Below are 13150 nucleotides of genomic sequence, written 5' to 3' on the forward strand. Positions count from 1 at the left end.
AAGCGGATGTAAAAAACCGACGCCTGTACGCAACACACGCACAGGCGTCGGCTCAAGAACCCTCACGCAGAAGGCATCAAAACCATGACCGGCTCACCTGCTCCGGCTTCGAGATTAGGCTCGGATGCTGCATAGCTCACCAGTGATGTCACGACAACTGGAGTCAGCATCGACACCGCGCGCTGCGCCACAGTATCGTCGATGCGCAACACAGGGTCTCCTGCCTCAACCTTCTGCCCAAGCTCAGCAACCGCGCTAAAACCAACGCCACCCAGGCCCACGGTATTGACACCAATGTGGACAAGAACTTCTGCACCGCCCTCACTGCGAACTGTGAACGCGTGATGCGTGCCAGCAATCATCGTGATCTCACCAGAGATCGGAGCGCAAAATTCGTTCGACTCAGGCAATACTGCGAATCCCTTACCCATGTGTCCGCCAGCAAATGTCGGATCTGGCACTCGCTCAAGCGGGCTGAGCTTGCCAGGAACCGGCGAAAAAACATCAACTTGGTGCGAGAGCGGCGAATCGCCGGAATGCCTCTTGAAAATATTGAACATCGTTGTCCTTTCAGAATATTCGAGCGCCGAAATCGGCGCTCAACACACAACCATCATACCGGAAAACGTTAGTTTGGGATATTGAACTGGCCCCCAGGAAACCCAGACGCCAGTTTTGCATCTGTTATACGTACGCAGTCGCGCCGACGTCGGCGATGTTACTTTCCACGCACGCGACCTTCGCCGTCGAGAGTGACGTTGCCACTGAAGCTGAGGGCACCTTCAAAGAACCATTCGCCGTGTACAGTGAAGGACTCGCAGGCCTCCAACGATGGTAAATTCAGGAAGTGCCGGTCAAAGTCTTGAATAAACTTGTAATAGCGCGAATCGAGCGAAATGACCGGAGCCGACGGATGCCGCAAAACCAAGCGTGAATCTTGCGAATATTCATATGCGTCGCAACGCACCAGAGCCAAGTCGTTCGTTGTTTTCACTGGCAAGAAACGCTCACGTCCAACGCAGATGGGCTGCGAATTAGCGAACTTTTCCACGATCGCACCCATGGCACATTCCATCTGAATGACGTGAGGGGAATCGGACTGTGTGGGATCAACGTTCTTCCGATTGCGGATCAACGGCAGATCAAGCACTCCCTCTGTGCGGCGCAAAAGATCACGCAACGACTCAATGTTGAACCACAGATTATTTGTGTGGAAATACGGATGACGATACAGATCCGTAAACCATGCCATATCCTCCGACGGCGTCTGGCCGGTATCTCGCAAAATCACACGTCCATCTGACTTCCGAATCGCCAAGTGTCCACCTTTGACGTCGGCGAGCGTGCGGTGGCAAACCTCAGGAGAATAGTCTGCTCCTGACCGAGCGAACCAGCCAGCGATTGACGCACTCGGGTATGCGCCGAGATTATCGGAGTTTGAGGTGTTCAAGTATCGATATCCAGCGTCGAGCATCTGATCCAAGATCCCGCTCTCGTAAAACGCTGTATAAATGTCACCGTGACCGGGCGGACACCATTCAAGTTCAGGGTTCTCTGGCCAGCTCACTGGCTCAAGTGAATCCTCGAGGATCTTCGGCTCACGACTTTGCAAGACGTCCAGCGGAAGATCCGTTGCGAGATCCGGGTGGGCGACATCGAGCGTATCGCTGCGCGTTCGGAAAGAATTGAGGAACATCAGCGGGATATTCACACCCGTTTTTTCGCGAGCTTTAAAGATCTGCTCGGTCATGATGTCAAGGAAGGTCAACCCATCACGAACAGGAAGGAGAGATTTCGCCTTGTCGAGGCCCATCGACGTTCCCAAACCGCCGTTGAGTTTGAAAAAGACAGTCTGGCCGAGAGCTCGGCGGGCATCGTCAGGATCGACGTCGGTGTGACGAATGTCGGGAACATCAGTGATCGGAATAATTGTGTCCTCCGGGATCAGTCCTGTTGCCCCGCCGGCGACCTGCCTGAAGTATCCTTCGAATACTCGCAGCGCCGTCGCCGAGGCTCCGTCGGCACGCAGCTTTTCCAGATTCTGCGACAACGCCTGCACTTGAGAAGCAGTCAGTTCCATTTTCTCTCCCGTTCCTTGTCCCTTTTTCAGACAGCTAGACGAGCGCCCGACGACGCCTGTGCTACTAAGAAAGCCGGCTCAGCGAACCCACGCTCACAGCTAACACGGCGAACTTCTTCGGTAATTTTTTCGATATCGTTGAGCTTAACCAGCGCAATCGCAGATCCGCCAAAACCTCCACCTGTCATGCGAGCGCCAAATGCTCCAGCAGCCATCGCCGATTCGACAACACAATCAAGTTCCTCACAAGAGACTTCGAAATCATCTCGAAGTGAGGCGTGCGACGCAGCAAATTCGCGCCCCAGGGCCTGCCAGTCGCGAGCCTGCAATGCGCATGCTCCAGCGACGACGCGTGCATTCTCGCTGATGACGTGACGCACGCGGCGAGCGAGCAACTGTGGAAGTTTTTCAAGATCCGCATCCGTTGCCTCACGCAATGAGTCATACCCCAGCATATCGCGAGCTTGATCGCACTCGGCACGGCGATTTCCATACTGGCCATCCGATAGGGAGTGCTTCGCCCGTGTATCCATAACAAGAATCGCCAGATCATCCGCAGCAAAATCAGCTTCCACAAGCTCGCGAGTTTCAGCCGCAAAATCAATAAAAACAGCATGGGCATCGCGCCCGAAAACAGACACCGTTTGATCCATACCACCTGTTGGTGCGCCAGCGATCTCGTTCTCCGCACGGATACATGCCTCCACAATCGCCTCACGATCATGCTCCGTCGTCGGGGTGCGCAGAGCGAATGCCATCGCACATTCAATTGCCGCCGATGACGAAAGTCCGGCACCAAGAGGAACGCAGGAAACCACTGCAGCGTCGAAACCACGCGTCACACCCAGTGTGTACGTCGGACCGCCTGCGTAATTCACCCACGAACGTTCCATTCCCGGCCGGATATCGCCCACACGTCCTTCCCATAATTCGCCTGCGTCGGAGATCAAGCGCACCGCGTCATCCTCGCGCTGGTGAAACGCAACGAAGGTGGCGTGGGGGAGTGCCATCGGCATACACAAACCGTCGTTGTAGTCGGTGTGCTCGCCAATCAAATTCACGCGGCCCGGTGCCGCAAATACCTCAGTGGATTCGTCCCCAAAATAGCGGGAAAAAAGCTCGCGAGCACGGCGAGCGCCCTCCTCATCTGACCAATGCATTATTAACTGCGGCACCGTTGCCTCCAATAATCGAATTTTCTTGACTAACTCTACAGGGCAGGTGCGCAGTTGCCCTAGTTCCCGCGGGTATGATCGCCCGGATGAGCGGAAAACTTCGAGTAGGACGACAGTGACACTACGCCGTCGAAAGCCAGCAACCCGACAGCAGCCCAAATTCCGACATACGTCCAGATCTGGCCACCGGCAATAGTTTCACCCAGTGCCAGTGCGGCAAGTGTCACCAGTACCGGCTCAACGTAGCTGAGCAGACCAAAGAGGCCGTAAGGCAGAAGACGTGCCGCCATGACATACCCGATCACGCCCATAACGCTGATGACACCGATGGCAAGCATCACCGCAAGCAATCGAGCATCAGTGACGATCGATGTGAACGTATGGCTTCCTGATGCAACCCAGAGGGCTACCGGCATTGCGAATGTCATTTCCCATGCGAGTGCTGAAACGCCGTCGGTGTGGAAGTATCGCCGGGCCACGAAGTAAGCCGGGTAACCGATGGAGATGAACAGTGCCACCCATCCCAAACTTCCAGTCCGCACAACCTCATATGCCACGGCTGCAGCGGCAACGAGAGAAGCGATTGTGGTGAGCACACTCATTTTCTCTTTGTAGAGGACGCGGCCAATGACCACCATGACGAGCGGCATAAGGAAATAGCCCAGCGCAAGCTCCAACGCCCTGCCCGATTGCGGCGCCCACCCAAAAAGCCACATTTGTCCGGCAAGCATGGGAGCACAAAAAGCGTAGGCGATGAGACGGCGGGGGTTGGTACGCATTCGCTTCAATTCCCACCAATAGCCACGTGACTTTCCCGCCATCGCGAGCGCAATGAGTACTCCTGGCACAGTCATTACCATTCGCCAGGCCCAGAGCTCAATGCCGTTGAGGGGGTACGCCAAAGCCGCCAGATAGGAGAACAAGGCGAACGATAAAGAAGTGACAAGAGATATGAATACGCCGCGGAAAGTCATCATCTCTATGGTATCGGGGCCTGGGGTGGACCCCAAAAGATCTCAGTGCGTTCCTCTCGGCACATAAGCGTGGAAGAATAGCTGCATGGACATCACTTTGAATACGGGAGCATCCATCCCTCAGCTCGGGTTTGGCACCTATAAGATCGACGACGATCACGCACCTGACGCGGTCGCAGCGGCCATTGCTGCAGGCTACCGCCACATCGATACTGCCCAGATGTACGGCAACGAAGCTGGCGTCGGCAAAGGAATCGCTGCCTCCGGCGTTCGACGCGAGGACATCTTCCTCACGACAAAGCTTGATAACCCCAACCACCGCCCCGACGATGTACGCCGCTCCCTGGGAGAATCCCTCGACCGGCTAGGAACTCACTACGTCGATCTCTTTTTGATGCACTGGCCTCTTCCTGGACAGTATGACGGGGACTTCATAACCACCTACCGCGTGATGGAAGAGTTCGTTGAAAGCGGCGAAGTTCGAGCAATCGGCGTATCGAATTTCCAAACGCATCACTTAGAAAAGCTCATGGCTGCCACCTCAATCGTCCCTGCGGCCAACCAAATTGAGATCCATCCACGATTCCAGAACCGCACAGTCACAGATTACTGCACAGCACACGGGATCGCCGTTGAATCGTGGAGCCCGCTGGGACGCGGTCGCTCGCTCACACTGCCCGTCATTGAGTCGATTGCACACCGTCTGGGCGTGACCAACGCTCAGGTTATTCTTGCCTGGCATCTAGCGAAGGGGTTCGTCGCAATCCCGAAATCAGCAACGCCACAACGTCAAATCGAGAATTTCCGTGCGGGTTCAGTGGTTCTGTCGGCAGAAGATATAGCTGTGATCGATCGACTTGACCTTGGAGAACGAGGACGTATCGGCATGAATCCCGACACGATGGCACATGGCGAAGGCGCCCAGCAGTAAAAATGAACGCAATGACTCCTGAACAAACATCGTTGGATCGTCGATCAGCAGCCGAAATTTTACCGATCGCACGCGAGTTCGTCCGTGAACACCTTTCGCGTACGCGCGCGGGCGAGTACGCACGCCGTTATCGGTTTGAACACTGCCTGCGTGTGGCGCGCATTGGCCGCGAAGTCGCCCTCAAGGAAGGGTTGGATCCCGACCTGCTTGAGCTGGGGTGTCTGTTGCACGACGTCGGCAAATATGACGCTCAGGTACCGGTGGATCACGGACGCGCTGGAGCACTGATCGCCCTCGAATTTCTCCTCGATGCCGGCCTTGATCAGTCACTGGCCACCGAGCTTGCACAGGGAATTGCGATGCACACGGACGGCCAGTGGAACGCGCGCAACGACGATCACGGGACACCGTATGACGCCGTCGGGCGGGAATATTTGCGCTTCGATGGCGAGCCTACTGTGTTGGCTCAGTCCATTGGCGACTGCGACAATATCGACCGCTTTTCGCTCTATCGCGTGGCTGACACCCTCAGGTACGTGCGGTTTATGGAAAAATCTACACAGCTCCAACGCGCTTGGCTCGAAGAAAACCTTGAGCATCTGCGATTTCAATATGGATACCAGTGTGCAACTCAGGAAGCCCAAAATCGCTGGGTGAAGGCATTGGATCGGCAGATCGAATTTTATCGACAACTCAATGCGGAGCTGGGATAGGTCACAACTCGACTGAGGGCGGGGCGCTGGATGTGGCTTCATCAGCGCCCCGCCCTCATTTATGCGAGCAGTCAGTCACACGAGCGACAGCCGATCGCGAATCGAACGAAGACCTGCCGCAATGATGCCCGCCATCAGTGCAAAAAGAACCGGGATGCACCCCAGGCCGAGAACGGTTGGATTGCCGCCCGTACGAATTGCATCGATAAACGACGGGAGCATCAGATCCCAGCTCAGCTGCCCAGTTGTTAACGACACCGAGCCAGGGATGAGGAGCATCCCTGCCAGTGACACGATCTGGCACGCTGCATAGAAGACGATCAGTCCGCCGACAAATGCACCGCCACCGAAGCGATGATACTTTTCCTGTGCAGTGATCGAGATCAGAGCAGCAATCGATGCGACCATGAGGAAAACATAGAGCGCGACCACGAGAATGACCACCACGACTTTCCATGGCGTGAACTGGGATAACGCATTCCACATTGGTTCAACTACCTGCCAAAACTCAAGCGAATTTTTCCAGGCATAGTGCAAAACGATCGAAGCCACACCAAATATCACCACAAGCAGTGAGACGAGAATTGTGAGGTAGGCGAACAGCACCTTGGCCCAGAAGATCTCACCGACACGCGCAGGGATAGTGAACGTGAAGTAGGCGCGCGGACCGCGCATCGTCTTCCAATAGCTCAAACCGAGAAGCACCATTGTTGCAATCGCTGCGGCAACTCCTGCGCCGACGGCAGCGCCAGAAGCCATCGATGAAATGAAGCCGATTCCCAACATTTGAAGCGGGAAAGAAATGACAATGAAGGCAAGGGCAACCCCGAGGGTGCCAATGTAAATCGTCGCCTTGTTGTCATGCCACTCTTGTGTGAAGAATTTTCCAAACATCAGCGGAACTCCTTTCGTGTCAGCGCATCAATTGAAAGCCCCGTCTCGGCACGAAGATCGTCAGCATTTTGCGTATGGATCACACGGCCTTCCTTGAGCATGACGACGTCGTCAAGGAAAGATTCAACGTCGGAAACAAGGTGAGTCGATATGACAAGAAGACTCTCCTGGGGAAAGTCGCGCAAGATTCCTTCCAGAATTCCCTCGCGGGCGCCTGGATCAACTCCGTTGATCGGCTCATCAAGGAGGTAGACGCAAGCGCGCCGAGACATTACCAGGGAAACTTTGACCTTCTCGCGCATCCCCGTCGATAGTTCCTTCAGGCGCGAATTTGCTTCAATTGAGAAGAAATCGAGGAGACGAAGCGTCTTGCGCTCATCAAAATCAGCAAAGAATCGCGAATAGAGACTCACCGCCTCGGCAACCGTCAGTTCTCGGTTCAGAAAATCCTCGCTGGGGAGGAAAGCGACTTTCGCCTTCGACTCAACGCCGGGAGCATGTCCCGCGATTTCGGCACGGCCCTCGTATGGGCGAATCAAGCCTGCGAGGATCTTGAGCAGCGTCGTCTTTCCACTACCGTTGTGGCCAATCAGTCCGACAACTCGCCCGGGAAAGAGATCGAGGCTCACGCCGTCGAGGGCGGCTTTATTGCCGTACATCTTTCTCAACGCTTCCACATGGATCAGAGGTTCCATCATTGTTCCTTAATCTGAGGTGTCCCAGCGCTGTTGAAGAAGTTCCCAGGCAACGTCCAAACTCAACCCGAGACCACGCAAAGCTGCGACGTGTTTATCTGTTTGGGTCTGCGCAGCGTGACGTCGCGCACGGTTGATGATGTCAACATCCGTGGTGACAAAACGGCCGTGGGCGCGTTCCGTGACCGTGAGAGCCTCATCATCAAGTTTTCCGAGGGCACGCTGGATTGTGTTGGGATTTGCCCCTTCTGCGAGCGCAAGTTCACGCACGCTGGGAATTTTTGTGCCTGGCTTCCACTGCCCGGAAATAATTTTTTGGCCAAAGTTTTCCGCCAGTTGAACCCAGATGGGGCGGGAATCGTCGAAACTCATCGTCACCCTTTCTGTATTGCCGTATTAATACACTAATACAATGGCATGTTGAGGATGCTGTGTCAACTACCTAATACACCTAGATCAAAAGAGAGCCAGGCAACTGCGTGGTTACCCGCCGCTCACAACCCGAATTACTAGCCAGCCATATCCATGCCACCAAAGTTGGAGAACCGCGCAAAGTGCCCCTGGAAAGCTAACTCCACCGTGCCCGTCGGGCCGGAACGATGCTTTCCGATGATCACCTCAGAAGGCGGGGCTTCCATTCCCGCTTCCTCTGCATCGGGTCGGTTAATGAGGATGACGACGTCGGCGTCCTGCTCCAACGAGCCTGATTCACGAAGATCGGACACCTGGGGACGTTTGTCGTTACGCCTTTCTGGATCACGATTGAGCTGGGAGATCGCAATAATTGGAATCTCGAGCTCCTTCGCCAGGAGCTTGATCGAACGCGAAAATTCCGAGACCTCTTGCTGACGCGATTCAGGGGTTCGCCCACCCGAGGTAAGAAGCTGGAGGTAGTCAATCACAATCAGTTCAATCCCCTCTTGCTGACGCAGACGACGAGCCTTCGCTCGGATCTCACTCATCGTCAGATTCGGGGAGTCATCAATAAAAAGCGGGGCGTCACCGATACGTTCGATCGTCGAGGCGATCGTCTCCCACCCCTTTTGGTCGATGTCGCCACGAATGAGCTTGTTGAGGAAGACCGAGCCTTCAGCAGCAAGAACACGCATCATCAGTTCGTTGCGATTCATTTCCAGTGAGAAGAAAGCAACAGGTTTGTTTTCACGAATTGCTGCGTGCCGGCAAAAATCCATTGCCAAGGTGGACTTACCCATACCTGGGCGAGCGGCAACGATGATCATCTGCGAGGAACGCAAGCCGGAAAGAACGTCGTCGAGATCGGTAAAGCCCGTTGCCAAACCGGCCAGGCCGCCGTCGCGGGACGCATTCGCCTCCAGCTCTTCAATCAGCCCGGGAATCACTTCACGAACAGCAGCGTAATCATGGGATGCGCGCGACTGCGTCATCGCATAAACCTCTGATTGCGCCATATTAAGCAAGGCAGCGACGTCGCCGCCTTCGGTGTTGTATCCCAGCTGTGTGATGCGCGTTCCGACTTCGACCAAGGAACGTAGCTGTGCCTGTTCGCGCACAATCTGCGCATAATAGGCGGTATTCGCCGCTGTCGGCACTCCCGCAACGAGAGTGTGGAGATAGGCACGCCCGCCAATTTGTTCGAGTTTGCCGCGACGATCCAACTCTCCGCCAACGAGCACTGCGTCGGCAGGCTCGCCGCGCGAGAACAAGTCCATGATCACTTCAAAAACGATTGCGTGTGCGGGACGGTAAAAATCGTCGGTGCGCAACACTTCCACAACCTCAGCAATCGCGTCCTTGGACAACATCATGCCGCCAAGCACGCTCATCTCAGCTTCAATGTTTTGCGGGGGAGTACGTTCGAAGCTCGAGTTCGCAATAACTTCACTCACGGGGGCAACCTCTTTCTCTCGGCCCCATCATATCCGCGTCCCCGATCAGTTAGTGGTGTCCACGTCTTTTTCACATTGCCCCCACCTGTGGTGGCGTCCACACACCGCCGTCACCACGACAAACGGGATCGACGTGAAGAACGTGACGCAGGCATCCTTAAAATACACCACGAACCGGCGTAAGCTGAAGAGAAATTTTGCACGCAACTTCCGAGGAACCACCTTGTCGAAAACATTCCACTCCCTGCAATACCCGAACTATCGCCTCTGGTTCATCTCGAACTTTTTCTCAGCAAGTGCGATGTGGGTGCAACGCGTGTGCCAAATCTGGATTGTGCTAACAATACTCACAGATAATTCGGCAATCGCAGTCGGAATTGTGACGGCCCTGCAGTTTGCACCTCAAATTGTCCTCGGACCGCTTGGAGGAGTACTGGCTGACCGTGGAAACCGACGACAGGTGATTCAGGCTGGCCAAATTGTTATCGCAATGCTCTCACTGATCTTGGGTGCCCTCGTCGTGACCGGGACTGCACAACTGTGGCATGTATATCTTCTGGCCTTTATTGCCGGCACTTCCGACGCCCTCACCTCTGCCACACGCAATACGTTCGTTTCCGAACTCGTTCCCTCAAGCGCACTTCCGAACGCAATCTCACTCAATTCCACGGCATTTAATATCGCCCGTCTCATCGGCCCAGCTGCTGCAGGTGTGATGATTGACTGGTTCGGTGCCGGGTGGGTTCTCATCGCCGATTTCGTGATCTTCTTCGTGCCAGTCCTCACACTCATCCTCATGCGAAGGGAAAACTTTTTCCCATTCTCAGCCGTCGCGCGTCACAAAGGAATGGTTCGCGAAGGATTTTCATATATCAAAACGCGTAGCGACATCCTCGGCATCCTCATTCTCGTCGGTGTCATTTCCGGGCTAGGCTTCAATTTCCAAATGACTCAAGCGCTGATGGCGACACAAGTTTTCAACCGCAGTGCTGGAGACTACGGTCTACTCGGTTCCGCTCTCGCAATCGGTTCTCTTTCAGGAGCGTTAATTGCTGCACGACGTGCGGCTCCGCGATTTTCCTACATCCTCTTCGCCGGTTTTACTTTCGGATTCATGTCGATCGGTGCAGCTTTCGCACTCAACTATTGGGTGTTCGCTCTTCTCATGATCCCGTGTGGATTCCTCATGCTGACATTCTTGATCGGCTGCAATACTCTGATCCAAACCTCCGTTCCGCCAGAACTACGCGGGCGCGCCCTGGCGATCTACTTCGCGATCAATCTTGGCTCCACCCCACTCGGTGCCATTCTTGTGGGGTGGGTCGGTGAGAATTTTGGCGCACGGTGGTCGCTGGCAATCGGCGGCATCGCCGCCTTGATTGTCTCACTGGTCGTTTTTGTGTGGACGAAGTCGCATTGGGACGTCGAACTTCACCGTGCCCGTCACTGGCCGTTCGTCTCGATCAATGGTCCGCGCGAGCGGGCTCACCTCTCCGAGCAAGAAAACGCAGATCTCACGGCCCAGCGTGCTCGCCGCGGTGACGAACACGCAACTGAGGCCTAGCGATCTTTCTTCAGTCCCATCCAGGCGGTCCCGCGAACACGCCACATCATGGTGGCAGCGCGCGCTCCCATAAAGATGAGCGCATACCCGCCCCATAGCGCGAGCATACCAACCGTGCCCGCCTCCCATAGCAGGAAGAGCACAGCAATCGGCGTAAAAGCAACCAGCGCAATCACCATGTACCGCGCAAGAGCGCGAGTGTCCCCTGCACCGATCAGCACGCCGTCAAGAATGTAAGCAACCGACGCAACCGGCATCGACGCGGCAATCACCCACATGGCGTAGCGTGCAACCTCACGCACATCACCGTCGGCAGTCATTACCCACGGAACGGCGAATGCGAGGAGCACGTAAAGTATCCCTACCCCAATACCGACTCGGACACCCCACGCCTCGCAGCGACGCAAGATCCGATGCACCTCATGCGTGTCACCACGCCCGAGTCCTTGCCCTGTGAGGATCTGTGCTGCTGTGGCAAGCGAATCCATACCAAACGAAGCAAAGTTCCACATTGTCATCACGATCTGATTCGCAGCGAGTTGCACGGTTCCCAGGTGCGTTGCAGCCGAAATCTGCAAGATGAGTGCAGCACGCAAGCACAGTGTGCGAATGACGAGCGGCCCTGCGTCGCGTAGCGAGCGTATGACCCCGCCTCCCGACGGGGTCATAGGTGCGTGGTGCGTGCGGGCAAGTTTGACGACGGCGTAGGTCAGGTAGCCACCCATGGCAGTTTGTGCGATGGCAGAACCAGCGCCTGCGCCAGCAACACCAAGTTCTGCACCATAGATGAGGAGGGCATTGAGCGGGATGTTCGCGAGCGCTCCAGTCGTGGCCGCTTTGAGTGGCGTTTTGGCGTCCGCGAAACCACGTAAAGTTCCGTTTGCTGCTAGGACAAGGAGCATTCCAGGCAGACCGGGAGCACAGGCACGCGTATATGCAACAGCTTGATCGGCAACGTCCGCAGCTGGCTGGAATATTCCGATCACTGATGGTGCAAATACGTACAGAACAATTGCCAGAATAACGCCCAGGCCTAGGGCTAGCCACATCCCATCAATTCCTTGACGCAACCCGCGTGAAGGATTTCCTGCACCAACGAAACGCGCAGTGGCAGCAGTAGTGGCATACGAGAGAAAAATACACACTCCCACGATCGTGCCCAACACCGTAGAGGCAAGCGAGAGACCGGCCAAAGGAACCGTGCCAAGGCGTCCGACCATCGTCGAATCCACCGCGATGAGGAGTGGTTCAACGAGGAGTGTAGCGAGCGATGGCAGTGCGAGGGCAAGAATTTGACGGTCAAGTTTGCGCGAATTCAGCGCGTTTGCAGAGTTGCCTTCGTCCTGAGAATCGTGCGTTGCGGCATGTGAGTGTTCTTTTCGTGATGTCATCGCTTCCACCTTACCCGCGTATGTGATGATGATGCCGAAATGTGTGGAGGACTTGTGGAGTCATATTGCATAAAAATGGGCTGTGGAGAACTTGAAGTTTTTGAACAAGTCGGGCGTGCCGGGATGTATCGAACTAAGAAATAATCCACAGATGTGAACAACTCAGTGGGCGAAATAGCGGGCTTTCTCACGAACTTATCCACTATTGTGGGTAACTGTATGCAAAACTGTGGATAACTTCGAATGTTTTTCCACCACTTGTCCACTGTTTCGATCAAGAAATCCACAATAAACAGTAAAGTTTCCACAGCCTCTGTGGAAACTTTACTGTATTTACGCCCTGCAGCCGCTCACAGCAACAACAAAATACGTGTCGTTGCCACAGAGATCACTGATGGGTAGGTTCTTCCCAGGGACGGCGATTGATCTTGCGTGAAAGGATGACGTACGCAATGACAAGGACCACCGCAGCTAGACGCGCCCACTGTGATTGCCAGAAAGCGAGCATACCCACGCATACCGTCAACAGAACGAAGATCAGGGCGATATTCTCGCGTCCTTTGCCATACTCAAGAGTTTTGTTTACTGACCACCCTGCAAATAGCACTAAGAGAGCCGCCTGAAAGAGCAGTAACCAGAGTGAGTCAGCCGAGTCGCCAACATTTTGCGTAAAGGATGTCGCCAATCCCACCCATGCGAGAATAGGGAAATAATCAACCATCGCAGTCGTGGTCGTCTTCAAGGGCTGCTCACCCATCATGCGCTCCTTCTCTTGACTGTCCCTATGATATATCGAAAGTGGCGGTGGAGAGTTTTCCCTCTCCACCGCCACAACATTCAGCTGGATCTGATCGTTACTTCCACG

General features: G+C 55.0%; 13 protein-coding genes. 3 read left to right on the top strand and 10 right to left on the bottom strand.

All coding sequences use genetic code 11. The features are described from left to right. Positions 1–62: 62 nt before the first annotated feature. The 4 genes from P7079_RS08270 to rarD all read right to left on the bottom strand — a co-directional run bounded on the left by P7079_RS08270 (position 63) and on the right by rarD (position 4232). The gene (locus tag P7079_RS08270; RefSeq protein WP_278012763.1) at positions 63–560 is read right to left on the bottom strand and encodes a PTS sugar transporter subunit IIA; all 498 of its coding nucleotides are present in this window, start codon (positions 558–560) and stop codon (positions 63–65) included. Between the two features lie 158 nt (positions 561–718). Next, a complete protein-coding gene (locus tag P7079_RS08275) occupies positions 719–2080 on the bottom strand; it encodes a UTP--glucose-1-phosphate uridylyltransferase (RefSeq protein WP_278012764.1) in 1362 nt (453 codons plus the stop codon). Between the two features lie 26 nt (positions 2081–2106). After that, positions 2107–3240 (bottom strand): galactokinase, encoded by a 1134-nt coding sequence (galK, locus tag P7079_RS08280; protein WP_278012765.1) that lies wholly within the window; start codon positions 3238–3240, stop codon positions 2107–2109. 74 nt (positions 3241–3314) lie between these two features. Continuing rightward, on the bottom strand, positions 3315–4232 hold the full coding sequence (gene rarD, locus P7079_RS08285) for an EamA family transporter RarD (RefSeq protein WP_278012766.1): 918 nt from the start codon (positions 4230–4232) through the stop codon (positions 3315–3317). An 82-nt stretch (positions 4233–4314) separates the two neighbouring features. On the opposite strand from rarD, the gene P7079_RS08290 reads away from it, so the two are divergent. Continuing rightward, the gene (locus P7079_RS08290; RefSeq protein WP_278012767.1) at positions 4315–5160 is read left to right on the top strand and encodes an aldo/keto reductase; all 846 of its coding nucleotides are present in this window, start codon (positions 4315–4317) and stop codon (positions 5158–5160) included. A gap of 2 nt (positions 5161–5162) precedes the next feature. Then, positions 5163–5873 carry an HD domain-containing protein gene (locus P7079_RS08295; protein ID WP_278012768.1) on the top strand — a complete coding sequence of 237 codons (711 nt, stop codon included), beginning with the start codon at positions 5163–5165 and terminating at the stop codon, positions 5871–5873. A 75-nt stretch (positions 5874–5948) separates the two neighbouring features. On the opposite strand, the gene P7079_RS08300 is transcribed toward P7079_RS08295, so the two are convergent. The 4 genes from P7079_RS08300 to dnaB form a co-directional block, all read right to left on the bottom strand. Next, a complete protein-coding gene (locus P7079_RS08300) occupies positions 5949–6767 on the bottom strand; it encodes a hypothetical protein (RefSeq protein ID WP_278012769.1) in 819 nt (272 codons plus the stop codon). Then, entirely contained in the window at positions 6767–7465 is a 699-nt protein-coding gene (locus tag P7079_RS08305) for an ABC transporter ATP-binding protein (protein ID WP_278012770.1), read from the bottom strand. The genes P7079_RS08300 and P7079_RS08305 overlap by 1 nt, the downstream gene beginning before the upstream one ends. A 6-nt stretch (positions 7466–7471) precedes the next feature. After that, positions 7472–7834, bottom strand: coding sequence for a GntR family transcriptional regulator (locus tag P7079_RS08310; RefSeq protein WP_278012771.1), 363 nt, complete (start codon positions 7832–7834; stop codon positions 7472–7474). Positions 7835–7971: 137 nt separating this feature from the next. Then, the gene (gene dnaB, locus P7079_RS08315) at positions 7972–9267 is read right to left on the bottom strand and encodes a replicative DNA helicase (RefSeq protein WP_278013634.1); all 1296 of its coding nucleotides are present in this window, start codon (positions 9265–9267) and stop codon (positions 7972–7974) included. A 286-nt stretch (positions 9268–9553) separates the two neighbouring features. On the opposite strand from dnaB, the gene P7079_RS08320 reads away from it, so the two are divergent. Continuing rightward, positions 9554–10894 (top strand): MFS transporter, encoded by a 1341-nt coding sequence (locus P7079_RS08320; protein ID WP_278012772.1) that lies wholly within the window; start codon positions 9554–9556, stop codon positions 10892–10894. On the opposite strand, the gene P7079_RS08325 is transcribed toward P7079_RS08320, so the two are convergent. Next, a complete protein-coding gene (locus tag P7079_RS08325; RefSeq protein ID WP_278012773.1) occupies positions 10891–12285 on the bottom strand; it encodes an MATE family efflux transporter in 1395 nt (464 codons plus the stop codon). The genes P7079_RS08320 and P7079_RS08325 overlap by 4 nt on opposite strands. 388 nt (positions 12286–12673) lie before the next feature. Then, positions 12674–13045: a hypothetical protein gene (locus P7079_RS08330; RefSeq protein ID WP_278012774.1), complete on the bottom strand. Its 372-nt coding sequence runs from the start codon at positions 13043–13045 to the stop codon at positions 12674–12676. Positions 13046–13150 lie beyond the last annotated feature (105 nt).

Origin of the sequence: Arcanobacterium canis, assembly GCF_029625435.1 — a bacterium.
In the GTDB taxonomy this organism is placed as follows: Bacteria; Actinomycetota; Actinomycetes; order Actinomycetales; family Actinomycetaceae; genus Arcanobacterium; species Arcanobacterium canis.